Below are 22,759 nucleotides of genomic sequence, written 5' to 3' on the forward strand. Positions count from 1 at the left end.
ATAGTGGTCAAATATTGGTCTGACAAAGAAAAAAGAAATTTTTATTGTGGGATCAGTAGCACCAGCGAATAATCGCTTGTGCAATAAACAGCAAAACCCTCTGGGCCTAGATTTCTTCGAGGGCTTCTTCAGGCATGGTTACATTGAGTTCCAATACAGCACTATCTCCCATTCGCTCTAAGTTGACACTGACTTTATCGCGGGTAATCGGGATGTATTTCGCAATCACCGCCAAAATTTCTTCCTGAAGCTTTGGCAGATAATCAGGGGTGTTTCGCTGAGTACGTTCATGCGAAATGATGATTTGCAATCGTTCTTTGGCAACTGAGGCAGTACTGTTTCGTCTTCTCAAATAATTGAATATACTCATGCTGTGGCATCCTCTCTGTTCTTACCAAATAATCTGCGCAGAATTCCTTTCCGTTCACTTTGGATAAAACGCATGGGTCTGCTTTCGCCAAGAAAGCGGGCAATCGCATCCTGATAAGCCAATCCTGCATCACTGTGCTCATCCAGAATAACAGGTGTTCCTGTATTGGATGCCTTTAAAACAGCTTTGGATTCAGGAATGACTCCAATCAATGGAATAGCCAGAATTTCTTTTACATCTTCAACGGAGAGCATTTCTCCTTTTTCCACTCGCTCAGGATCATAGCGAGTCAATAATAAATGTTCCTGTACAGGACTGTTATTATCAATTGCACGCTTGGTTTTGCTGGCTAAAATTCCAAGAATTCGGTCAGAATCTCTTACTGATGACACTTCCGGATTAGTCACAACGATGGCATGATCAGCAAAATGCATGGCCATTAAGGCGCCAGTTTCAATTCCAGCCGGGGAGTCGCATACAATATATTCAAATTCAGCGGATAAATCTTTTAAAACCCGCTCAACTCCTTCAAGAGTTAATGCGTCTTTATCCCGTGTTTGTGAGGCAGGCAGGATATAAAGGTCTGAAATACGTTTGTCTTTAATCAATGCCTGATTCAGGCTGGCTTCACCGTTTATGACATTCACAAAATCATACACCACACGACGTTCACAACCCATAATAATATCAAGATTACGAAGTCCGATATCGAAATCAACAACAACTGTTTTGTGACCCTTTAATGCGAGACCAGAAGAAATTGCAGCGGATGTAGTAGTTTTACCCACGCCCCCTTTGCCTGAAGTGACGACAATTATTTTAGCCAAAACGATACCCTTCCTGTAACACAAAAATTTTGGTCCAGTTTACACGGGTTTGATTGTATTATTCAAGCTCAAGTTTTTAGGAAAATGAAATAATTTATTGACAATCATTGATTAAATCAATGAGTTTCCGATTCAACGCAGGATCTTGTTGTCTCTGCTTGCAAACAGCCCTAAAATGAAGCGCTATTATTAATCAAAAGACAGTTGTATTTAAAGAGGAAAAAATGAACCAGCGCAGAATGTTAAAATCTAAAATTCACAGAGCCACTGTAACCCATGCGGATCTGGATTATGAGGGAAGCATCACCATCTCTCCCGAGCTGCTTAAAGCCGCCGATATTTTGCCTTTTGAAGCAGTGCATGTCTGGAATGTGACTGCCGGCACACGCTTTGAAACCTATGCGATTACAGGTGAAGCGAATTCAAGGGCGATTTGCGTTAATGGAGCGGCAGCTCATTTGGTCACACCGGGTGATATTATCATCATTGCTTCCTTTGTGCAGATGGATGAGCAATCCTGTCGAAATTATCAACCAACAGTTGTATTTGTTGATGAACAGAATCAATATAAGGAAGTAAGGGGAGAAATTGCCGCTCTATTGGATTAATTATGAAGAAAAAACTATGGTTTGGTTGGGTATTATCGCTTTGCAGTTTCTCGCTAATAGCTGGCGAATGCAAAACCAGCCGGGAAAATTATTTCGAAAATGAGGATGCAAAAGCCTGGATAACGACGCTTTGCCCTGAGGATATTCTGGCTTACCATAGCCATCAGTTTCCAAGGGTTATTGTGCCCCAGGAAGACGGCAGTCTTCAGGTAGTTTATCGTTCGGGAGAAAAGCGGATTATTCAATTGAAAAAATCGATACCTCTGTTCCTCGATACTGCCCAGGGACAGGAATTACATCAGGATATCAACATAGGCAAAACAGCACTTCATATTCTGGTAATTGAGCTCAGAAAAAAATCATAAACTGCAAAATTACAACTCCCGCACTCGGCGGGAGCTGTAGTTGTCGAAATTACCAGCTGGCTGAAGTACAACAGCTTGTGGTATATCCGCAGCAGCCTGAGGTTGTCGTATATTGAACGGCTGAATAATTGGCGCATCCACCGCCACAATTATTAAATCCACAACCTGAAACGAGTACAGCAGCAGTAGCGATGATTACAGCAGATACTATTTTTTTCATGATAGCGTCCTTGCAGGATGGTTTAGTATAACTATATACCATAAAATCATGGTGTACAAATATTGGCTAAATATTTAATAATTTTTCTTGAATAATCATAGTCCGTCTATTAGGCTAACGCTTTAAAAAACTAAAAAAAGGATATTTATGAAACTGTATTTCAGTAAAGGCGCCTGTTCATTAGGGGTTCGTATTCTAATCAATGAGTTGGGGCTGGATGTTGAATATGAGTCAGTGAATCTGAGAAGCAAAACGACTGAAAAGGGAGATAATTTTCTTGATATAAATCCCAAGGGTGCAGTGCCGGTACTTGAGATTACTCCGGAGAAGAGATTGACGGAAAATGTAGTAATCCTTCAGTATCTTGCTGACACTCATAATGCCGCAAGTGTATTACCGGCGGTTGGCGATTTGAAAAGGTATCGAATTCTTGAAATATGCAACTATCTTTCATCAGAAGCGCATAAAACAATCGGTATACTTTTCAATCCGGCAGTAACAGATGACATGAAAGAAAAAATTATCATGCCGGCAATTCATCAAAAATTAAATTATCTTAACTCCATCGTAAAAGATAACTCCTTTGCGGCCGGCTCTCATTTTACCATTGCAGACGGCTATTTTTACGTCATATTAAGCTGGTTGCCCCATTTCAAAATTGATTTAAATCACTGGCCTGCCTTGCATGCTTATTTTCACAGAATGAGCGAATATCCGGCTGTTGTGAAATCTTTGAAAGAAGAACAATAAGTTTGTTCCAGACAGCGGATTGCAGCCTGGGTTCTTTGAAAACGGGCTGCAATCGTTTATTATCGCCAATTATTAATTTCTGCTCTTTGTCCGGAGATTATCGATGCTGATAAAAAAATTGATTTCAATTGCAGTAGTTTCTGCAGCGCTTGCCTTAACTGCATGTACAAAAGAACTTGAGCCGGGAGATTATGACTCCGCTGAAGTGGGTAAAATCAAAAAAGTGGTTCCCGGCACCATTATTTCAATGCGTCCTGTTCGTTTGCATAATAAAAATGCGGAAGCAGGCATTGTAAGCCCTGCCAATGAGAATTCAGATAATGTCGATACAGGCACTAACCGTTCTCACGGTTATGAATACGTCATCAGACTAAACAGCGGCAGTATCATTTCTGTAGTTCAGGCTGAAAATATCAAGTTAAAAACCAAGCAACATATTCTGGTCATTTATGGCCGCAATACAAGAGTAGTGCCTGATAACGGTAGTGATGATTATTAGTTGACAGTAAGGGATCAACTTAATATTCCTTAGGTTTAAATCGCTCTTCACCTAGCCCTCACTGCCATTAAGTTAATGAATATTGTAGGTCGGGCCCTTGGCCCAACAAGCGGGGTGAACCACTCCAGAGCTCAATGTTGGGCCAAGGGCCCAACCTACAGGGTAATTGGAGAGTTCCTTAACTTAATGGTGATGACTCTTGAGTTAACGGGGCTGATGCGGGATATCTACTCCACAAACTCCCGGATCGCTTTCAAAAAGTGCAGACCATAGTGGTTTAGCTTATGCTGTCCAACGCCAGTGACGTTCAAAAGTTCCTCTGCCGTCTGGGGATTTTTCCTGACCATGTCATGTAAGGTGCTGTCACTAAAAATCATAAAGGGCGGTTTGTTTTCCTGCTCTGCAAGCTTCCTTCGCAATGCACGCAAAGCGACAAATAAGGGATCGTTGTCCTTAGAGAAATATTGTTCTTTTATTCTTGCAATAATCCCTTTGGGCTTTTCGCTGGGAAGTACCAGCATGACTTTTTCTTCTCCCTTTAAGACCGCTTTGGCCTTTTCCGATAAGCGCAGCACATTGAAATGATGGGTATCCTGATAGCAATAATCTCTATGAATCAACTGCCAGGTCAAAAGTTTCCAGAATTTGCCGGATTTGTCTTTCCCTATGCCATAAGTGGACAGTTTTTCATGGCCATTCTGTAGTATCTTCTCAGCATTACTGCCGCGAAGCACATCAATTACATAGGATATACCGTAACTTTGCTTTAAGCGATAAATACAGGAGAGAATCTTTTGCGCTTCCAGGGTCGCATCCTGGGTTACGGGAGGGGAGTCGCAAATATCGCAATACTGACATTGGGGCTCGCTGCTTTCATCAAAATAATGTAAAAGGATATGACGGCGGCAGTGGCTGGCTTCGGCAAAGGCCATCATATGATTTAACTTATTAAGTTCAACCCGGTGTTTCTGTTCATCCTCAATTTCGGCAATCCAGCCTCTTAGACGAGCGCTGTCAGCTGGATCATAGAGTAGAAATGCCTGGGAGGGTAATCCGTCGCGTCCGGCCCGACCGGTTTCCTGATAGTAACTTTCAATAGTTTTAGGCAAATCATAATGGACCACATAGCGCACATTAGGCTTATCAATGCCCATCCCGAAAGCCAGTGTCGCTACCACAATATCGATGTGATCGTGGCGAAAGAGCGATTGAACTTCCCGCCGCTCGGCATGCGATAGCCCTGCATGGTAAGCGCGCGCTTTATGACCCTGACTTTGAAGTCTTTCAGCCAGTTGGGTAACGGCATTGCGCGTTCCGCAGTAAATAATACCGGCTTGAGACTCCTGTTCTTTTAAAAAATGCGCCAGTTGTTTTCCTGGATTATCTTTGTACTCAACCCGGTAGTGGATATTAGGGCGATTGAATGAATCGACATAGGATAGAGGCTGATAATTTAATTTGTCGATGATGTCCTGACGTGTCTGCTGGTCTGCGGTTGCGGTGAGTGCGATAACGGGTACATCAGGGAAATAGGTTTTCAATTTACCCAGTTCTGCATACTCAGGGCGAAAATCATGCCCCCATTGTGAAATACAATGAGCCTCATCAATGGCAAATAAAGCCAGTTCGCAATCCTCAAGACGCTGCAGAAAAGAAAGACTTACCAGCCGCTCTGGAGCAATATACAGTAAATCCAGTTCCTGCTGATGCAGTTGAGCCAGCACTTGCCGCGATTCTTCGCTATTAAGTGAAGAATTATAATAAGCGGCCCGGATACCCTGTAACTTCAGGGCAGCCACCTGATCTTCCATTAAAGCGATTAAGGGCGAAACGACGATAGCTACACCCGGTCGAATCAGTGCAGGAACCTGATAGCAAAGGGATTTCCCACCACCGGTAGGCATCAGTACGAGTAAGTCCTTGCCAGCTAGCAAGTCGCTAATGACCTGTTGCTGCAAACCGCGAAAAGAGTCATAACCAAAATAATCTTTCAAAATTTTGGTTGCTTGATGGGATGTGCGTTCCAGGACTTGTTCCATGATTTTTCTTTTTTTTATTTCATAGACAGCAAAAATTGGCAATAATATCATTTTATTGATTCAATAAAAATGACAGATTAGCGTGTCTAATAAATTAGTCACTACAACTTAAGGACAAACAATGGATTTCACTTATAGTGAAGAGCATCAGGCTTTTCGGGAGATGGCTGCTGATTTCGCACGCGAAAAGCTAATGCCTTATGCTGAAAAATGGGATCAGGAACATTATTTTCCAATTGAAGTGCTGAAGGAAGCGGCAGCGCTTGGAATGGCCGGTTTGGTAGTGTCTGAAGAAATTGGCGGAACCGGAATGACCCGCCTGGATGCTTCTCTGATTTTCGAGCAATTGGCATCCGGTTGTGTAAGCACCAGCGCTTTTCTGTCTATTCATAATATGGTGGTTTCTTTAATTGACCGCTACGGCTCAGAACCTTTGCGCCAGCAATGGGGGCCTCGTCTTACTGAAATGCAGGTGATAGGCAGCTATTGTCTGACTGAACCTGATTCTGGCTCTGATGCCGCATCCTTAAAAACTCGTGCGGTCAGGGAAGGTGATTACTATACGCTGAATGGCGCTAAATCATTTATTTCCGGCGGCAGCGTCAGTGATGTCTATCTATGTATGGTTCGTACCGGTGACGAGTCACATCATGGTATCTCCTGTCTTCTAATCGAAAAAGATACGCCAGGATTAAGTTTTGGAAAACTGGAAAGAAAAATGGGATGGCATAGCCAGCCCACATCCATGTTATTTTTTGAAAATTGTAAAGTACCAGTCAGCAATCGAGTTGGTGATGAAGGGATGGGGTTCAAGATTGCTCTAAATGCCTTAAATGGAGGGCGCGTCAATATCGCTTCCTGTTCATTGGGCGGTGCGCTTGCCTGTTTAAGACTGGCTCAGTCTTATTTGCACGAACGCAAGCAATTTGGCAAATCATTATCCCAAATGCAGGCCTTGCGTTTTTATTTTGCAGACATGTTAACTGATTTTGAAGCCGCCCGGCTGATGGTTTACCGCGCGGCAGATGCTTTGGATAAAAATAATCCTAAAGCACCAATGTATTGTGCAATGGCCAAACGCCTGGCAACAGATGTTGCATTTCGTATCAGTGATCGAGCGATGCAGATGCACGGAGGCTATGGGTATTTGCAGGATTATCAGGTTGAAAGAATATTCAGGGATCTGCGTGTGCACCAAATCCTTGAAGGAACCAATGAAATCATGCGCGAAATTGTTGCCAAATCAGTTCTTGATGAAGAATATTTTATTGATTAAACGTTTTTATCTAACGGCGCAGCGCGCTATTAACAGGAGTTAGTAATGGATGTTATTGAACAGGAATTAAATCAGGATGGCATTTTCACTATTACTTTAAATCGACCTGATAAGTTAAATTCCTTAAGTACAGAGGTTTTGCAGGCACTGTCGGAATTATTTCACGAAGCCAGAACCAATGACAGAATTAAAGCTGTGCTGATTACTGGGGCGGGTAAGGCGTTTTGTGCCGGTGCAGATATTTCTCGATTGGCTGAGTGCAATGCGCAGACAGGTTATCAGTTCGCCTGCGAAGGACAGGATATTTTTCGCCAGCTAGAGACACTGGGCAAGCCTTCTCTGGCTGCTATCAATGGTTTCGCTTTTGGCGGGGGCTGCGAACTGGCAATGGCCGCTACCTTGCGCATAGCCTCGACCAAGGCACAATTTGGGCAACCGGAAGTGAAGCTGGGTGTCATTCCAGGTTATGGAGGAACACAGCGTCTGGCCCGCCTGGTTGGAAAGGGCAGAGCATTAGACTTATGTCTGACCGGACGTTTTATCAATGCTGAAACGGCGTACACCTGGGGATTGGTTACTGACGTGGTTGAGCCGGAGCAGTTGCTTGAACAGGCTAATAAGACCTTAAAAACTATCTTGTCGATGGCCCCTTTAGCCATTCAGGGCGTTATGGAAGTCATTGATCATGGTTTTGACCTCTCATTAACCGATGCCTTGCATCTTGAAGCGGTTCATTTCGCAAAAGTTTGTGCATCGCAGGATAAACAGGAAGGCGTGCAGGCATTTCTTGCCAAACGGCAGGCAGTATTTCAAGGGGAATAATAAAAATGAGCAGCGATATTCTTTTTGAAAAGAAGGAGCAGTTGGGAGTCATTACACTCAATCGACCCAATGCGCTGAATGCTTTGACTTTAGAGATGATTAAAGCCTTACAGGAGCAATTAATTGAGTGGGAACATGACCGCCATATACATGCGGTGCTCATTCAGGCAACTCCCGGAAAAGCATTTTGTGCCGGGGGGGATGTGCGCTGGCTTTATGAAAGCGGTCTGCATAAAGAAAAAGAGCAGATGGAATTTTTCTGGCATGAATATCGATTAAATCATTATATTCATCACTATTCCAAGCCCTATATTGCATTAATGAACGGCATTACCATGGGTGGCGGTGTGGGTATTTCTCTTCATGGTTCACATCCTGTTGCTACCGAGAATTTTGTATTTGCCATGCCTGAAACAGGAATTGGTTTTTTTCCTGACATTGGGGCCAGCTATCTTCTGGCAAGACTACCCCATTATCTTGGGGTTTATCTTGGCTTGACGGGTAATCGCTTAACGAGCCAGGACGCTTTAGCAGCAGGTTTAATTAGAAAAATTATTCCAGCCGAGCATTCGACCGGGCTTATTGAGCTACTCAACAAGACTGATCTAGCTGTCAACGCCGCTCAGAAAGTGGATGATTGCTTTACACAGTTGCCTTTAGCCAGTACTCAGCACTCCATAGCGAATGCAGGCCAGATTGAAAAGCACTTCAAGTTCAATACAATTGAGGAGATTCTGGTTTCATTAAATGCCGCTCAGGATGAATGGTCGAAAGCCTGCCTGGCTAATTTACAGCAGAAAGCGCCATTAAGTTTAAAAATAACCCTGACACAGATCCACAAAGCCCGATTTTTATCAATGGCTGATTGCATCAAAATGGATTACTGTCTGGTGCGGCATTTCATGAACGATTCCGATTTTTACGAGGGCGTGCGCGCCTTGCTGGTAGATAAAGATAAATCCCCTCATTGGGATCCGAAACAGCTGGAAGGGGTTTCTGAAGCTAAAGTGGCGGATTATTTTGAATGCGAGCAGGAACTGGAGCTCCTTGATTAGGCCTTGATGCACTCGCATCAAGGTTTATCAGGAATATAATTATTCAACCAGAAATCGGCAATATCAATTCGTCTGGTTATCCATACATCCTTAAACTGCTTGATATAAGCAATAAACTGTTGAATAGCCAGGCATCTTCCCGGACGTCCGCTAATCCGGGGATGCAAGCCAATAGTCATTAAGGCCATCCGTTGCTCCTGATAAAGATAATCGAAGCTGGCTTTCAGGTGAGAATAAAAGTCCTGCCACAGGGCAAATCCTGGACTGGTCGTATAACGAAAATCATTGCAGTCGAGCGTGTAGGGGATTATCAGATGCTCCTCTAGTAAATAGGGCAAATCATCGGCATAACTCTCGGAATCATATTTAAATCCGCCAATCTCCAAAAGCAATTCACGTGTATTGCCGCTGCGCCGGCCAGTATACCAGCCTTGGGGCCTTCTGCCAGTTGCCTCTTTAATCGCATCAATGCATTGAGTAATATGCAGTTTTTCCTCTTCCCTGGACATTTGTGCATAATCAATCCATCGCCAGCCATGACCAGCCACTTCATGGCTTGTGTTCCGTAAATAATACCCCAATTCGGGGTTTAAACGGATGGCCAGACCGGTGATAAAGAAAGTCAGTGGAATTTTTTCCCGCTCAAACAGGCGGATAAGACGCCAGATGCCGCAGCGGCTGCCGTATTCAAATAAAGACTCCATGCTTAAATTACGCATGCCTGAAGGCTTGGCTGCCAAGGGAAACTCACCACCATAAGTTTCGGCTATTAAATCGCCATTGACAGGCGATAGTTCAGCACCTTCTTCATAATTGATGACAAAATTAATGGCAAGTTTGATATTTCCCGGCCAGCAGTTGAGTGGAGGATTAGGGCCATAGCCAACCATGTCGCGCATCATTTTCTAACCCAACTCGAAGGAGGTGATACCATAGATTGATTGAATTTTCACTTCAGGTTCCCCTTTTAAATACATACGGGCGGTGGTGAACACTTTTTCCATTTCATATTGCTTTACCAGATTTATCGCGTGAGGGTTATTTTCAGGGATATCTAAAAAAACCAAATGGCTTTTAGCCTGTTTACACAATTGGAGAAATAAATCATTGGCGATAGCAGGGTTGTCAGCGAATAATGGCCCGATTCGATAGCCTTCATGTGCGGGACGGATGACCCCATACCCACATAATTCCCCTTGGTGAAGACAGGCAAGGCTTATACTGTCTGGTTGATTAATCCAGCAGTTCAGAAATGATTCGCGCCGCGCCGGAAAATGCTGACGGTCATAATCACTCAGGCGCTTTAAATCGACTTGTTTTAAATCAATAAAAGAAGGGTCTGCGGCAATAGCGATTGAATGGGTCTCCCAGCGATAACGGGCATTGGCATGAGCTTGGCGATAACCGAGACGGCTGTATTTCTCGAGCATTTGTGGAACACCATCAATGCCCGCATTGCGGCTGCCTACATACTCCAGGCGTTTTCGCGTTAACGCCAGGCCATAACCTCCGCCACGATAGGCCTTATCGACAATATAAAAACCGCAGAACGCAAAATGCTCGTCATAACGAACAGCGGAACCGATCGCAATCGTCTTGCCGTCTAGCTTTCCAGCAAAAAAACCATCAGGGTCTGTCTGATAATAACAATTGATATCATGCAAACCAGGATTCCAGCCTTCCCTGGCTGCCCATTCAAAGGCTATATTCGCTTCCTGCCGACTCATTCGCTCAATGACATAATTCATCGCAGTCCTTGCTAAATTGAAATCTCATCTGATTATTATAGCATTCTGATGTATTTAAGGCATTGAAGTATTGCGTTTTTCAGTGTCCACCGTAACCGGTTCCACCTTTTCACGACTTAAAACGTCCTTGGCTTTTTCTGCAAACAGTTGCCCTGCAGTTTTAGGAATATAATGAGAAATAAGTTCTTTTAATTTGCGAAATAAACTATTGAAAATACCCTGATGACGATGCTCCTTAAGCAGAGTCGTACTTTTATTCAGCTCACGTCCCAAATTGCCTAAGGTGCCTGGTTCAGGCTTTTGAAGAGTGATTTCGCGCAGCCTGTTTACTGCATCCAGCTTATTCTTTAATAATGGTGGATTTTTTTCGGAATGCTCATTTTCATTAACACAGTCTTTTAATAAATGGCTTTTATACTGATGAGTCAAGTGACTAAATTTAAGCAGGGTTTCAGCCGTTTTTAAAAGCGCTGCTGGTTTTTCGGTTTGTTTTAATTCCAAAGCGGCATTGCCGACTATTGAAATGATATCAAGACGCTCTTCTTCACTGCCGGCCTTTTTTAAATAGTTTATTTGTAAGGATTCAAGCGCCTGTTGATGGGCATGAACAATTGCAACCTTATCCAGTCCTGCCCGGCCATCAGGAAATGTGGAATTATATTCAAACCAGGTTGGATTATTCTTGAATAGACTTTGCTTTAGTTTGTCAGCGTTGGGAGAGGACTTCAATTTGTTCCATAATTCCAGTTTTTCATGATGTAGTTGAAGTTGAGTCTGCATCATCCCTTGCGGGCTCAGATAATATTCATGCAGTTTTAAAAGGTAGCGGCGGTTTTCATCTGTATCGCTAAAATCATTATCCAGAATGTGTGCCGCAATCTCAGGCGCAGCATAAATAAGCGAACAAGCCAAATAATCTCTTACTTTGAGAAAGGGCGGCTGTTTTTGCAGTACCACGGGATGACTGCCAATGACCGAATGATCGCGGGCTGAATTCTTTTCCGGGGCAATCTTAACGGCAGCTTTTAACACTGGCTGGATGCCCTGTGGAGTACTGCGCTGTTGTATCTGCTGTTTAGCCAGCTCGGCATCGTTTACACTGACAATATCAAGCATTCCGCCTTTCGCAAAACCGGGACGTTTTTTATCAGCAGTTAATGGCATACCCTTTAAGTTATTTTTATAGGTGGAAGTCCTGGATTGCTGCTGATTTCCAAGAGGCGCCATAACAAGTTCCTGCATCCCGGGTGCTGCATTATATTGCCAGGGATTGGTGGAACCTGATACTCCATCGTTCTCAGATAAATAATTGCGCGTATTGGCATCATAGCCATTCGCCACCATATCAGGGGTTTTCCTGCATAAGTCATCCCAGGTATCCGCATGAAACTTGCGAGTCTTATGAAGATTTATCCAGTCCTTGGCTCTGGCTGCTTCGTTAAATGCATCAAGATGCGCATTGCTGAGGCTTAAATAAAATTCCTGGTCCTCTTTGCGGACTTGAAGTGCGGTGTGGGTTCCTCCTTTATTATACCCTTTGTCCATCCTGCCTTCTCCACGGCGGGCCAGCTGCGTTTCACTATGGACTATCTCTACCTGGGGCTTGCGAACAATAATGGTTGCCATACCCGTTTGACTGTGAAACTGCGTGTCCAGCTTGGTGTGAGTAACCATCTTTTCAGCGAAATCAATCTCAAGCGGAGCGGGAAAGGCCTGACGTAGCTGCTGGTAGGTCTTGTCAAAATTAAGCTCCTGGCAGTGCAAAACAATCAGGTCAACATCGGACATTTCTCTAGTCAATTGTTCAACCGCAAGTCTGCCTGGCGTATCGTTTCCGCAATTGAGCGTAAAGGTTTTCAGAGTTAAGGACATGGCGATTCATTGATTGGAAGATCATTTTAATTATAGTGTACGCAGTCCCTCGCGTATTCTATTACTTTCTGATAATGATGCGATTTTCTACGGTTTTAACGCCATTGACTCTTGAAGCAATTTGCTCAGCTACATCGGCCTGGCGTATTTTTTTAACATATCCACTTAAAGTTACCACGCCGTGATCACTGCTTACCTGAATAGGTGCATCAGCCAGAATTTCATTTTCGCTAAACGAGGTTCTTACAGCATTGCTGATTTGTTCATCACCATTGACAGCAAACGACTGGCCGTAACTGTTAAAACCAGACATGGATTGACAACCTGCCAGCAGACTGAGAGACAATAAGGGGATACAGAGTTTTTTCATGGAATTCTCCTGTTACAGACTAAATCTGAGCGATTTCAGCTCAGATTATTAATAAATGCGCTACTATAGTAACAGAATAGGGGCGTTGACAAGCTTTTATTGAAACAGATTAAATTGTCTGTTTGCTTAATTTCTTTTAAAATACCGCTTTATATTTTTGAGCAACTCATGTCCGATTTTTACGAAGACTTCAATAAACGCCGAACTTTTGCAATCATTTCGCATCCTGACGCTGGAAAAACAACGGTTACTGAAAAACTGTTGCTATTCGGAGGTGCCATTCAGCTTGCAGGTACAGTAAAGGGACGCAAGGCTGATCGCCATGCGACGTCTGACTGGATGGAAATGGAAAAGGAGAGGGGGATTTCGATTACTACCTCGGTCATGCAATTTGTTCATAATGAACATGTAATTAACCTGCTTGATACGCCAGGACACGAGGATTTCTCTGAGGATACGTATCGAACTCTGACTGCTGTTGACTCGGCTTTAATGGTAATCGATGTGGCCAAGGGGGTTGAGGATCGCACGGTAAAATTAATGGAAGTTTGCCGCCTTCGTGATACGCCGATTATGACCTTTATCAATAAACTGGACCGTGAGGGACGAGAACCCATTTCTTTACTGGATGAGGTGGAATCTGTTCTTGGAATTCAGTGTGCTCCTGTGACCTGGCCTGTCGGTATGGGTAAGCGCTTTAAAGGCATTTACCATTTATATGAAGATGCAGTTTATCTCTATCAGTCAGGAAAAAATGCCCAGAAACAAGAGGCGACACGCATTCAGGGACTCGACAATCCTGAACTAGATGAGGTATTAGGAAGTGTTGCTCAGGAGTTGCGAGATGAAATTGAATTGGTTAAAGGCGCTTCTCATGAGTTTGATTTGCAAAAATACCTTGCTGGCCGCCTGACGCCTGTTTATTTTGGTTCAGCGATTAACAATTTTGGCATCAAAGAATTACTGGACGATTTTGCCGCCAATGCACCGGGTCCTCGCCCACGAGAGGCTCTGGAACGGGAAGTGTCGCCTGATGAGGAAGCCTTCAGCGGATTTGTATTTAAAATTCAGGCGAATATGGATCCTAAACATCGGGATCGCATTGCCTTTTTACGAATTTGCTCCGGCCAGTTCAATAAAGGAATGAAATTAAGTCATTTGCGCATTGGCAAGGAGATTCAGATTTCCAATGCTTTAACGTTTATGGCGGGGGATCGATCTCATGCTGAACTTGCAATGGCTGGCGATATTATCGGTTTGCATAACCATGGGACGATAAGGATTGGCGATACCTTTACGCAGGGGGAGCAATTAAAATTTACCGGCATTCCCAATTTCGCTCCCGAGCTGTTTCGTCTGGTACGTTTAAAAGATCCTTTAAAAAGCAAGGCCTTGCTGAAAGGATTGATTGAGTTGTCCGAAGAGGGGGCGACCCAGGTATTCCGACCGTTAAACAGCAATCAATTGATTCTTGGAGCAGTCGGCATACTTCAGTTTGATGTGGTCGCTCATCGACTGAAAAATGAATATAAAGTCGACTGCGTATATGAATCCGTCAATGTGAGCTGTGCCCGCTGGGTTTATTCAGATGACGATAAGGCTATGGCTGAATTTAAAACAAAAGCCTATGATTATCTGGCGCTGGATGGAAGCGACTCGTTGATGTATCTGGCTCCTACACGAGTCAATCTGACAATGGCGCAGGAGCGCTACCCCAAAATTCAATTCACGGCAACCCGAGAGCATTAATAACTCTGATGCGCTGCACAAACCCAGCGCATCAGGTTTTGGTTGATTCTTAAGTGCCTTTCGATTTGCCATACAAGCAAAATAACTGTATCTTAGTTTCCAATTTTATCACTGTGGAGATTTTTAATGTTTCAAAAAATTGGTATGTTCTGCGTTGGTGCCTTACTGGGTGCTCAGGTTTTCGCTGCTAATTATCCTCTGGCTCCCTTCACCACTATCGAATACGATTTAGTACCGAACAAACCTGAAGTTCTTACTAATTTTACTTTATTCACTATCAAAGCAGAATGTGAATTACAAACCGCTGAACCAGCTGCAATCCTTCGTGTCTTTATGAAAAAGCGCTCTGGTACTATTAATGACATGCCAATTAGTGAAGGTGATGAAACAGCGCTGCTCGTTGAAAATGGAAAAACTTTACGCTTGACCGCTGTCTCAGCTGCTGTAGTCGAACTGGAAAATAAAGGGAATGAAATAGTTCATGCCAAATGTAGAACGGTGAAGTAAAACACCTGCCTGCTTACTGCGGCTTGGCCGCAGTAAGCAGGCATTGCCAAGTAGACGATTAAACCTCCGCCAGCGATTTGGCAATCGATTCTGTCATCACTTTAGCATCTCCGAAGAGCATATAGGTATTGTCACGGAAGAAGAGATCATTTTCCACGCCCGCATAGCCAGCATTTAAGCTTCTTTTCACGAACAACACCGTTTTGGCTTTTTCAACTTCCAATACCGGCATGCCATAAATCGGTGAACTGGGATCAGTTTTAGCCGCCGGGTTGGTAATATCATTGGCACCAATCACAAATGCGACATCAGCGGTTCCAAAATCACGATTGATTTCGCTTTGCTCAAACACGCGATCATAGGGAATATTAGCTTCTGCCAATAACACATTCATATGACCAGGCATACGGCCTGCGACAGGGTGAATCGCAAACCGAACGCGAATGTCTTTCTTTTCGAGCGCATCAACCAGCTCCTTTACCGCATGTTGCGCATGCGCTACGGCCATACCATATCCAGGAACGATAATAACGTCCTTGGCATTGCTAAGCAGGAAGGCGGCATCTTCACCATTGGCCTGATGAACTTGCTGATTGCCATTTAATCCACTGGCATGCGCTACCGCACTGCTTCCCTGAATCCCGCCAAAGATGACGTTGATGATCGAACGATTCATGCCTACACACATGATATAACTCAGAATGGCCCCGCTGGCACCTACCAGTGCGCCGGTGATAACCAGCAGATGGTTACTCAGGGTAAATCCAATTCCTGCCGCAGCCCATCCGGAATAAGAATTCAACATGGAGATAACTACAGGCATATCGGCGCCGCCAATGGGCATTATCAATAGAAATCCGAGTGCAAAAGATAACAAGGCGAGCAGGCTAAATACCCAGAATGCCTGAGTCATCACGAAATGGATTAATAAGGCAAGAATGGCAATTCCAAGTAAGAGGTTCACTAATTTCTGGCCGGGATATTTCAAAGGCTGGCCGGACATTAAGCCCTGAAGCTTGAGAAATGCGATAATCGAACCGGAAAAAGTAATCGCTCCAATGATTAGCCCAAGGCTCATTTCGATTAAGCTGGAGGTATGAATTTCTCCAGGCTCTCCGATATTAAAAGCAGCTGGAGATAAAAAGGCACAGAATGCGACCAGAACCGCCGCCAAACCCACCAGAGAGTGAAAACCGGCCACTAACTGGGGTATGGCAGTCATGTTAATCTTGAGCGCGATAAACGTTCCGACTATTCCCCCCGCAATAATCAGGCCGATAAGCAAGAGGTGATGATTTATAACAGGCATCATCAGAGTCGCGCCAATTGCCAGCGCCATCCCGAATATACCCAGCAAGTTACCTCGGCGGGAAGTTGATGGACTAGCCAGACCCTTTAAGGCCAGAATAAAACAGACAGCGGCAATCAAATAGAAAAATGAAATCATTGTCGTCATGACGGTACCATCCATTAAATTATTTTTTATACATACGCAGCATGCGTTGCGTAACTACGAAACCGCCAAAAATATTGATTGCGGTGATGAAAATACCCAGACCTCCCAGCCAGCCGACACTTCCGCCAAGATGTGTTCCAGTGGCTATAAGCGCTCCGAGAATAATAATACTCGAAATGGCATTTGTAACCGACATAAGCGGTGTGTGCAGCGCAGGAGTAACTTTCCATACGACGTAATAGCCGACAAAGCAGGCCAGAACAAAAATAGTGAGTGTAGCGACGTAGGGGTTGTTAATAAAAACGGCACTAGGCATTTTGAGCCTCCTTCGTGGATTGAAATGGCATATAAGCACCCTGATGACATAGCAGCGCCTGTTTCATAATTTCATCTTGATCATTAAATGACAAGGAGCCTGGTTTATCAGCCATCAGGCGAATCAGATTAAGGACATTGTTAGCATACAGTTCACTGGCTGTCGCCGGTACCAGGCCGGCCATATTGCTGATTCCGACGATGCTGACGTCATTCACCTTAACGACCTGATCTTTTTGGCTGCCCTCACAATTGCCGCCTCGGGAGGTAGCCAGATCCACTATAACGGAGCCTTTTTTCATATGGGCGACAGTAGCAGTTTTAATAAGAACAGGCGCTTGTTTTCCGGGGATTAACGCGGTGCAAACGACAATATCAGCCATTTTGGCATACTTATCTATCAATTCTGCCTGGCGTATTTTGTATTCTTCACTCATCTCACGAGCATAGCCGCCGCTGGTCTCCGCATCAGAATCATCGCTGACTTCAATAAATTCAGCACCAAGGCTTTCTACCTGTTCTTTAGCTGCTCGACGAACGTCAAAGGCATAAACGACGGCACCAAGCCGCTTGGCTGTGGCAATCGCCTGCAAGCCGGCAACCCCTGCACCAAGAATCAATACTTTTGCAGGGTGAATCATTCCAGCAGCAGTCATCATCATCGGAATGGCTCGATGATAGTATTGAACTGCCTCGAGAATGGCGCGATAGCCTGCCAGATTAGCCTGTGACGAGAGACTATCCATGCTTTGAGCACGGCTGATACGCGGAATCAGATTCATGGAGAAAAGGCTCATTTGCTGCTGAGAAGCCCAGCTGATCACTTCGCTATTGGCCTGATTATCATAGGGTCCGACAATGAGAGAATTGGTTGGCAGGCCCACCATTTCCGCAGGAGGCAATTCACTGACACAAACCAGAATTTTAGTCTGTTGCAGCAGCTCCTGGCGGTTAGCGATAATCCTGGCTCCAGCCTGAATGTAATCATCATCGGTAAACCCGGCAGCAGCGCCGGCATTGCTTTCGCAGCAGACCTCTAATTCAAGCTTGTTGTAATGTTTAACGACACTGGGAGTAATCGCTACTCGCGTATCATGGCTGTTTTCATTTAAAGCGGTAATTATCATAGTAAAGATCCTTTTTACCAGCAGTATTGAAGTCTCTCAATTTTGGAGCATATTCCAGGCAATTGAGCAGTCAGAAACTATTCCTCTTTGATGATACTCGATTTTGTTATGGGTTGACAGAATCAAGGCAAAATTTGAGTTTGCAGTTTGTTATGGGTTTCGATAAAGTAGGCGCCAATGGAAGTCCAAACTCATTATTATGGAAATTCTTTGTTTTTATGCAGGGATTGCGTTTTTCTATACGCATTCTCCCTATGCGGTATTGTTTATGCTCATTGGCTTATTATTCAAGGCAAGCCGATGGGTGCTGCTTTGGTTTATTGCGGCTATTTTATGGTCCTTAATACATCAATGGTGGGTTGCCGAGCAGGGTATTCCAAACACTGAACTGATTGCTAAAGCGACAGTGCGTGGAAAAGTCGTATCAATTCCTTCCGTATCTGAAGAAAAAGCTCAGTTTCAGTTTCTAATAAGTGAGCTGGATGGAAAAAAAGCCAGCGCTTATGCCATGTTATCCTGTTATCAGCATTGCCCTGAAATAACCACCGGACAGTATTGGCAATTCGATGTCAAATTAAAAAAGCCACAGCCGCCGGGTAATCCGGGAGGAATCAATTATCGCCAGACTTTGCAGGCCCGTCATATTCACTGGACAGGTTATTTAAAAAATAAAAATCATAAACTGCTTGAGGATAAGTCAAAGTCTCCCGGTGTTTTAAATCTGCGCTTTTACCTGTCCGAATTAATCCAGAAATATCTGAATGATCCTGTCAGTGCCGGGATCGTACAAGCCTTGACACTGGGTGTCACAAATCATATTGACAAAGCGGAGTGGGATCTGTTTCGTCGGACTGGAACTACGCATTTGATGGTCATATCCGGGGCACATATCGGCTTGGTTGCAGGGCTTATCTATAGCTTATGCCGTTGGATTTGGACACGGTTTCCTGGTTTATGTCTTTATCGGCCTGCCCAGCAGGCTGGAAGTATTGGAGGTATTCTCGCGGCTTTGGTTTATTCCTTATTGGCAGGCTTTGCAGTACCTGCGCAACGATCGCTCATCGCCTGTACCCTGATGTTAAGCAAAAATTTTGGCAGGCAACGATTTACCGGCTGGCAAACCTGGCGTTATGCACTGCTGATTGTTTTGCTTATCGAACCGCATGCCGTGTTATTACCCGGATTTTATCTATCCTTCATCGCGGTTGCGACTCTGATTTCTACCAGTCAGCGAATCAGCCATTTGAGAGGCTTGAAAAAAATAATGGCCTTACAAATTGCCTGTCTGCTTGGTTTAATGCCATTGACTCTATTCTGGTTTTCTTATGGCGCAATCAATGGATTACTAGCTAATCTGATTGCTATCCCTCTGGTTGGCTATGCTATTGTCCCATTGGGATTACTCGGCGTGTTGCTGCTGCTTTGTTTTAAAACGGCCGTGGTTTTATGGCCGGTTATCAGTGTAATTCATCTGCTGATGTGGTATTTGCACACTATTAATTCTTTGGCATGGATGAATTTTGAGTTTGGTCTTAATAATATACTGCAACTGTTTGCCTTGAGTCTTGCCGTCAGCCTCACGGTGTTTCTACCAGATAAAAAGCTGATTCTGGCCTTGAGCCTCTTTGTAGTCTGCACAATATTTCCCTACTATCCCAAAGTAAAAGAGGGTGATTTTATTTTGGATGTACTGGATGTGGGGCAGGGCTTATCGGTTGTGCTCAGAACAGCCAATCATATCCTTGTATACGATACCGGCATGAAGTTTTATCATGGAAGCGATATGGCAGAGCTCGCTATAAACCCTTATCTTCGTACCATTGGCATTAAGAAAATTGATAAAGTTGTCATTTCTCATCCTGACCTGGATCACCGCGGCGGCCTTCCCAGCCTGGAAAAACGCTTTCCTGTCGGCGAGTTAATTGTCGATAATGTAAAATTTTACAAACGCGGCAAGAACTGCCATCTCTATCCTGACTGGGAATGGGATGGCATTCACTTTCATTTCTTTCCCATACAACGAACTTTCAGAGATAAGAATAATTCATCCTGCGTATTGCAAATAAGCAATCGCAACAGAACTATATTACTGACCGGGGATATTGAAAAGAGAGCGGAAAATTATTTAACAGAAACCTATGGAAAACAATTGGCGGCAGATTTATTGGTAGTCGCTCATCATGGCAGCAAGACGTCCTCCACCGAAGATTTTATTGAGCAGGTGCAGCCCCGGTTCGCAATAATTTCTGCCGGTTTTGATAACCGTTATCATTTCCCACATCCGCAAACCCTGCTTACCTTAAAGAAGGCCGGAGCCATTGTTTATAATACTATTAATTGCGGAATGCTTGAGTGGAATGATGCAGAAATGCCAGTTTGCTATCGGAAAGAGGAACTTTTATTTAGCAAAAATTCCTCTTCATAACACACTATACCGTTAAAGCATGGCTTCTAACGAATTCAGTTTCCCAGGAAGTAATATCATTTCGCAGTAATGTCGTGTTCTGAAATTGTTCGTGCCAAACCAAAGGAAGTCTGGGTTTGGTCATTTTATCAATATATCGATCCAAATCATTTAAATAACTTTTGACATCAGCAATAGGAATTTCGCTTAATTTGTTAAATTCGTAAGTTTTAAAGATGACTGAGGCAAGCGCTGAATTGGCTATCTTTTCCTCATTCCCCTTATATTCGGCATCAATTTTGATCAACGCATAAATACAGGCACCAGTGATGACGCGAGCCAGAAAAGCTTCTTTTTTATCATGGCGGTCAAGCTTGTCATCTTGTGACATGTCCGGAGTAATTTTGAATTCTTCATCCAAATTACCATAACCGCCTTTATTGGCCTCAATGCCATTTGCCAGTGCCTCAATAAAGTAAGTATCTTGTTTACGTTTTTTATTATCTGTTTTGCCGAAAGCCCATCTGGTGATGAAGCTACGATTGTCATCTCTTTGAGAGCGCTCTTCTGCATATACTTCGGAAATGCTTTTTGTTCGAGAGATGAGAGTGGCTAATTTTGGAATATTAAATGGCATAATAACCTCACTGTTAAAAAATACCAGACGGACTGTGTATAGTTTTCCTTCACAGTTACCACATTATGGAAATAGTGTTTTATAGTCAAGTTTTATCGATGGATTGGTCCAAAATCGATATGCAGCGAGTTAATAATTGACAATTTAATGGACATATTGTATCATGCGCCAACTTTATGCTGACTGGTAAAATAGAATGCGAGTAGTTTTTTTTCTGCTGGGTTGTTGTCTTTTTTTCAATTCCACTTATGCAGCACAGGAAAACTGCGAGCAACAACAGTGTATAGCCATTGTTGATGCGGGAAGCACTGGATCGCGCCTGCATATCTACTCCTATGATTTGGAAGGTAAAACTCCGGTGAATATCACCGAGCGATATTCCAAAAAAATCAAACCCGGTTTAGCAACCATCGAAGCCAACGAACCGACGGTAGATGCCTACTTGACTACCCTTTTCTCCGGCGCCCCGGCTTATCAGATTCCTGTTTATTTCTACTCCACAGCGGGCATGCGCTTACTGCCACAGCCTAAACAACAGCAGATGAATAATTTAGTGCAGCAATGGTTTACCAATCAAAGTCAATGGCAACTTGTCGAAGCAAAAACCATCACTGGTACGGACGAAGGAATGTATGGCTGGCTGGCAATCAATTATCAGCTCGATACGTTAAAGAACGACAGCGAAACTGTAGGTACAATGGATATGGGCGGTGCTTCAGTACAAATCGTTTTCCCAGTGAGTGCATCCTCAGAGACAGACAGCAAGGATATTCGCGAGTTTGATATATATGGCCGTCACTTCAAATTATTCATTCACAGCTTTCTGGGCTTAGGACAAACTGAAGTCACCCACCAGTTTCTCGATGATTCAGTATGTTTTGCGAATGACTATCAAATGCCTGCAGGTGAAAAAGGGCAGGGCGACGCCTATGTGTGCGAAGGAGAAATATCAAGCCTGATGAATGCAGTGCATCACGTAAACCGCGTAGTTCAACCTGCTCTTCAAGCCAACCCAGTAAAAAACTGGTATGTAATGGGCGGCCTGGTTGATTTGGCAAAAAGCCAGCCATTCAACTACACCGAACAAGAATTCAACAATCAATCCCTGCTCGATGAAGCCAATTCTCAAATATGCCAACAACAATGGGGCTCCTTAAACAGCCAGTTCCCAGGCAATGAATACCTATACGGCTACTGCTTATTTCCAGCGTATTACTACGCCCTGATGGTAGACGGATACGGCCTGAACTCCCAACAACCCCTCCACTATCTAGGCGCCGACAAATCCAGCGACTGGACCATCGGAGTAGTCCTGCAACAACCCCAACAGGGGCTCGCAAACCGCTTTAAATTAAGTAATAATCATCTGATGCCGTTGTAGCTCAGTCGGTAGAGCAATTGATTCGTAATCAATAGGCCAGCGGTTCGATTCCGCTCAACGGCATAGTAAAATCAATGAGTTACGATTTAAATTTCATTCTTATGCATTTATTTGGTACCAGTATTGGTACCTAAATCCAAATGTAATTACTTGATGCTTTTTGTTATTAAGTTTTGTGAGCTGGTTTAAAAGACTGAGAGACATTAGCAGCATGGCTCTCCACAATTTCGATGGCACTGCTGGCTAACAACAGAGCACTCTAAAACAAATATATAATTTCAAGATTCCCTATAAGTCAGTATGTATAAAAATACCTCTAAATCAGAATTGTCTCTATGAAATAATGAATTTATAATCGTCAG

Annotated in this window: 23 protein-coding genes and 1 tRNA gene; 12 read left to right on the forward strand and 12 right to left on the reverse strand. The window is 43.8% G+C overall.

What is annotated here, in order from left to right:
* Positions 1-106: 106 nt before the first annotated feature.
* On the reverse strand, positions 107-370 hold the full coding sequence (gene minE, locus LXA66_RS14340; RefSeq protein ID WP_058509002.1) for a cell division topological specificity factor MinE: 264 nt from the start codon (positions 368-370) through the stop codon (positions 107-109).
* Entirely contained in the window at positions 367-1,197 is an 831-nt protein-coding gene (minD, locus tag LXA66_RS14345; protein ID WP_112218176.1) for a septum site-determining protein MinD, read from the reverse strand. Before minD ends, minE begins: the two co-directional genes overlap by 4 nt.
* A gap of 224 nt (positions 1,198-1,421) precedes the next feature.
* Between minD and panD the strand changes: the two genes are divergently transcribed.
* Entirely contained in the window at positions 1,422-1,805 is a 384-nt protein-coding gene (gene panD / locus LXA66_RS14350) for an aspartate 1-decarboxylase (RefSeq protein ID WP_233013698.1), read from the forward strand.
* Positions 1,806-1,807: 2 nt separating this feature from the next.
* Positions 1,808-2,170 carry a hypothetical protein gene (locus LXA66_RS14355; protein WP_233013699.1) on the forward strand — a complete coding sequence of 121 codons (363 nt, stop codon included), beginning with the start codon at positions 1,808-1,810 and terminating at the stop codon, positions 2,168-2,170.
* Between the two features lie 49 nt (positions 2,171-2,219).
* On the opposite strand, the gene LXA66_RS14360 is transcribed toward LXA66_RS14355, so the two are convergent.
* Positions 2,220-2,390 carry a hypothetical protein gene (locus tag LXA66_RS14360; RefSeq protein ID WP_157072315.1) on the reverse strand — a complete coding sequence of 57 codons (171 nt, stop codon included), beginning with the start codon at positions 2,388-2,390 and terminating at the stop codon, positions 2,220-2,222.
* A 147-nt stretch (positions 2,391-2,537) separates the two neighbouring features.
* Between LXA66_RS14360 and LXA66_RS14365 the strand changes: the two genes are divergently transcribed.
* Positions 2,538-3,140 carry a glutathione S-transferase N-terminal domain-containing protein gene (locus LXA66_RS14365; RefSeq protein ID WP_233013700.1) on the forward strand — a complete coding sequence of 201 codons (603 nt, stop codon included), beginning with the start codon at positions 2,538-2,540 and terminating at the stop codon, positions 3,138-3,140.
* A gap of 103 nt (positions 3,141-3,243) precedes the next feature.
* A complete protein-coding gene (locus LXA66_RS14370; RefSeq protein ID WP_112218173.1) occupies positions 3,244-3,639 on the forward strand; it encodes a hypothetical protein in 396 nt (131 codons plus the stop codon).
* 227 nt (positions 3,640-3,866) lie between these two features.
* Here the strand turns inward: LXA66_RS14370 and recQ are convergent, their stop codons facing one another.
* A complete protein-coding gene (recQ, locus tag LXA66_RS14375; RefSeq protein WP_112218329.1) occupies positions 3,867-5,678 on the reverse strand; it encodes a DNA helicase RecQ in 1,812 nt (603 codons plus the stop codon).
* A gap of 121 nt (positions 5,679-5,799) precedes the next feature.
* Here recQ and LXA66_RS14380 point away from each other — a divergent pair, with 121 nt between their 5' ends.
* The 3 genes from LXA66_RS14380 to LXA66_RS14390 are packed head-to-tail and all read left to right on the forward strand — an operon-like array spanning position 5,800 to position 8,831.
* Complete coding sequence (locus tag LXA66_RS14380) at positions 5,800-6,954, forward strand: acyl-CoA dehydrogenase family protein (protein ID WP_112218172.1); 1,155 nt, start codon at positions 5,800-5,802, stop codon at positions 6,952-6,954.
* A 45-nt stretch (positions 6,955-6,999) separates the two neighbouring features.
* On the forward strand, positions 7,000-7,776 hold the full coding sequence (locus tag LXA66_RS14385; protein ID WP_233013701.1) for an enoyl-CoA hydratase/isomerase family protein: 777 nt from the start codon (positions 7,000-7,002) through the stop codon (positions 7,774-7,776).
* A gap of 5 nt (positions 7,777-7,781) precedes the next feature.
* Positions 7,782-8,831 carry an enoyl-CoA hydratase/isomerase family protein gene (locus LXA66_RS14390; protein WP_233013702.1) on the forward strand — a complete coding sequence of 350 codons (1,050 nt, stop codon included), beginning with the start codon at positions 7,782-7,784 and terminating at the stop codon, positions 8,829-8,831.
* Between the two features lie 17 nt (positions 8,832-8,848).
* Here LXA66_RS14390 and LXA66_RS14395 read toward each other — a convergent pair whose 3' ends face one another.
* From LXA66_RS14395 to LXA66_RS14410, 4 genes are all read right to left on the reverse strand, one after another.
* On the reverse strand, positions 8,849-9,733 hold the full coding sequence (locus LXA66_RS14395) for a polysaccharide deacetylase family protein (protein WP_233013703.1): 885 nt from the start codon (positions 9,731-9,733) through the stop codon (positions 8,849-8,851).
* A 3-nt stretch (positions 9,734-9,736) separates the two neighbouring features.
* Positions 9,737-10,579 (reverse strand): GNAT family N-acetyltransferase, encoded by an 843-nt coding sequence (locus LXA66_RS14400; RefSeq protein ID WP_233013704.1) that lies wholly within the window; start codon positions 10,577-10,579, stop codon positions 9,737-9,739.
* A 54-nt stretch (positions 10,580-10,633) separates the two neighbouring features.
* Entirely contained in the window at positions 10,634-12,451 is a 1,818-nt protein-coding gene (locus LXA66_RS14405; protein WP_233013705.1) for a hypothetical protein, read from the reverse strand.
* 61 nt (positions 12,452-12,512) lie between these two features.
* On the reverse strand, positions 12,513-12,821 hold the full coding sequence (locus tag LXA66_RS14410) for a BON domain-containing protein (RefSeq protein WP_112218167.1): 309 nt from the start codon (positions 12,819-12,821) through the stop codon (positions 12,513-12,515).
* A 168-nt stretch (positions 12,822-12,989) separates the two neighbouring features.
* Between LXA66_RS14410 and LXA66_RS14415 the strand changes: the two genes are divergently transcribed.
* Complete coding sequence (locus tag LXA66_RS14415) at positions 12,990-14,570, forward strand: peptide chain release factor 3 (RefSeq protein ID WP_112218166.1); 1,581 nt, start codon at positions 12,990-12,992, stop codon at positions 14,568-14,570.
* A 126-nt stretch (positions 14,571-14,696) separates the two neighbouring features.
* Positions 14,697-15,077, forward strand: a complete 381-nt coding sequence (locus LXA66_RS14420) for a hypothetical protein (protein WP_233013706.1) — start codon at positions 14,697-14,699, stop codon at positions 15,075-15,077.
* Between the two features lie 58 nt (positions 15,078-15,135).
* Here LXA66_RS14420 and LXA66_RS14425 read toward each other — a convergent pair whose 3' ends face one another.
* Genes LXA66_RS14425 through LXA66_RS14435 form a run of 3 tightly spaced genes read right to left on the reverse strand, consistent with a single transcriptional unit; the run spans position 15,136 to position 17,975 of the window.
* Positions 15,136-16,533: an NAD(P)(+) transhydrogenase (Re/Si-specific) subunit beta gene (locus LXA66_RS14425; RefSeq protein WP_233013707.1), complete on the reverse strand. Its 1,398-nt coding sequence runs from the start codon at positions 16,531-16,533 to the stop codon at positions 15,136-15,138.
* A gap of 19 nt (positions 16,534-16,552) precedes the next feature.
* A complete protein-coding gene (locus LXA66_RS14430) occupies positions 16,553-16,849 on the reverse strand; it encodes a proton-translocating transhydrogenase family protein (protein WP_058509017.1) in 297 nt (98 codons plus the stop codon).
* Positions 16,842-17,975 carry an NAD(P) transhydrogenase subunit alpha gene (locus tag LXA66_RS14435; protein ID WP_112218163.1) on the reverse strand — a complete coding sequence of 378 codons (1,134 nt, stop codon included), beginning with the start codon at positions 17,973-17,975 and terminating at the stop codon, positions 16,842-16,844. The genes LXA66_RS14430 and LXA66_RS14435 overlap by 8 nt, the downstream gene beginning before the upstream one ends.
* Before the next feature lie 199 nt (positions 17,976-18,174).
* On the opposite strand from LXA66_RS14435, the gene LXA66_RS14440 reads away from it, so the two are divergent.
* Positions 18,175-20,400 carry a DNA internalization-related competence protein ComEC/Rec2 gene (locus LXA66_RS14440; protein WP_233013708.1) on the forward strand — a complete coding sequence of 742 codons (2,226 nt, stop codon included), beginning with the start codon at positions 18,175-18,177 and terminating at the stop codon, positions 20,398-20,400.
* A 4-nt stretch (positions 20,401-20,404) separates the two neighbouring features.
* On the opposite strand, the gene LXA66_RS14445 is transcribed toward LXA66_RS14440, so the two are convergent.
* Positions 20,405-21,016 carry a hypothetical protein gene (locus tag LXA66_RS14445; RefSeq protein ID WP_112218161.1) on the reverse strand — a complete coding sequence of 204 codons (612 nt, stop codon included), beginning with the start codon at positions 21,014-21,016 and terminating at the stop codon, positions 20,405-20,407.
* A gap of 196 nt (positions 21,017-21,212) precedes the next feature.
* Here LXA66_RS14445 and LXA66_RS14450 point away from each other — a divergent pair, with 196 nt between their 5' ends.
* A complete protein-coding gene (locus tag LXA66_RS14450; RefSeq protein ID WP_233013709.1) occupies positions 21,213-22,397 on the forward strand; it encodes a multidrug DMT transporter permease in 1,185 nt (394 codons plus the stop codon).
* Positions 22,388-22,460 (forward strand) — tRNA-Thr (locus tag LXA66_RS14455). Before LXA66_RS14450 ends, LXA66_RS14455 begins: the two co-directional genes overlap by 10 nt.
* The last annotated feature ends 299 nt before the right edge of the window (positions 22,461-22,759 follow it).

Source organism: Legionella sp. 16cNR16C, assembly GCF_021297775.1.
GTDB classification, from domain to species: domain Bacteria; phylum Pseudomonadota; class Gammaproteobacteria; order Legionellales; family Legionellaceae; genus Legionella_C; species Legionella_C quinlivanii_A.

Coding starts and splice junctions, on each gene's coding strand:
- minE (WP_058509002.1), bottom strand. CDS start 370: ATGAGTATATTCAATTATTTGAGAAGACGAAACAGTACTGCCTCAGTT.
- panD (WP_233013698.1), top strand. CDS start 1,422: ATGAACCAGCGCAGAATGTTAAAATCTAAAATTCACAGAGCCACTGTA.
- LXA66_RS14355 (WP_233013699.1), top strand. CDS start 1,808: ATGAAGAAAAAACTATGGTTTGGTTGGGTATTATCGCTTTGCAGTTTC.
- LXA66_RS14360 (WP_157072315.1), bottom strand. CDS start 2,390: ATGAAAAAAATAGTATCTGCTGTAATCATCGCTACTGCTGCTGTACTC.
- LXA66_RS14365 (WP_233013700.1), top strand. CDS start 2,538: ATGAAACTGTATTTCAGTAAAGGCGCCTGTTCATTAGGGGTTCGTATT.
- LXA66_RS14370 (WP_112218173.1), top strand. CDS start 3,244: ATGCTGATAAAAAAATTGATTTCAATTGCAGTAGTTTCTGCAGCGCTT.
- recQ (WP_112218329.1), bottom strand. CDS start 5,678: ATGGAACAAGTCCTGGAACGCACATCCCATCAAGCAACCAAAATTTTG.
- LXA66_RS14380 (WP_112218172.1), top strand. CDS start 5,800: ATGGATTTCACTTATAGTGAAGAGCATCAGGCTTTTCGGGAGATGGCT.
- LXA66_RS14385 (WP_233013701.1), top strand. CDS start 7,000: ATGGATGTTATTGAACAGGAATTAAATCAGGATGGCATTTTCACTATT.
- LXA66_RS14390 (WP_233013702.1), top strand. CDS start 7,782: ATGAGCAGCGATATTCTTTTTGAAAAGAAGGAGCAGTTGGGAGTCATT.
- LXA66_RS14395 (WP_233013703.1), bottom strand. CDS start 9,733: ATGATGCGCGACATGGTTGGCTATGGCCCTAATCCTCCACTCAACTGC.
- LXA66_RS14400 (WP_233013704.1), bottom strand. CDS start 10,579: ATGAATTATGTCATTGAGCGAATGAGTCGGCAGGAAGCGAATATAGCC.
- LXA66_RS14405 (WP_233013705.1), bottom strand. CDS start 12,451: ATGTCCTTAACTCTGAAAACCTTTACGCTCAATTGCGGAAACGATACG.
- LXA66_RS14410 (WP_112218167.1), bottom strand. CDS start 12,821: ATGAAAAAACTCTGTATCCCCTTATTGTCTCTCAGTCTGCTGGCAGGT.
- LXA66_RS14415 (WP_112218166.1), top strand. CDS start 12,990: ATGTCCGATTTTTACGAAGACTTCAATAAACGCCGAACTTTTGCAATC.
- LXA66_RS14420 (WP_233013706.1), top strand. CDS start 14,697: ATGTTTCAAAAAATTGGTATGTTCTGCGTTGGTGCCTTACTGGGTGCT.
- LXA66_RS14425 (WP_233013707.1), bottom strand. CDS start 16,533: ATGACGACAATGATTTCATTTTTCTATTTGATTGCCGCTGTCTGTTTT.
- LXA66_RS14430 (WP_058509017.1), bottom strand. CDS start 16,849: ATGCCTAGTGCCGTTTTTATTAACAACCCCTACGTCGCTACACTCACT.
- LXA66_RS14435 (WP_112218163.1), bottom strand. CDS start 17,975: ATGATAATTACCGCTTTAAATGAAAACAGCCATGATACGCGAGTAGCG.
- LXA66_RS14440 (WP_233013708.1), top strand. CDS start 18,175: ATGGAAATTCTTTGTTTTTATGCAGGGATTGCGTTTTTCTATACGCAT.
- LXA66_RS14445 (WP_112218161.1), bottom strand. CDS start 21,016: ATGCCATTTAATATTCCAAAATTAGCCACTCTCATCTCTCGAACAAAA.
- LXA66_RS14450 (WP_233013709.1), top strand. CDS start 21,213: ATGCGAGTAGTTTTTTTTCTGCTGGGTTGTTGTCTTTTTTTCAATTCC.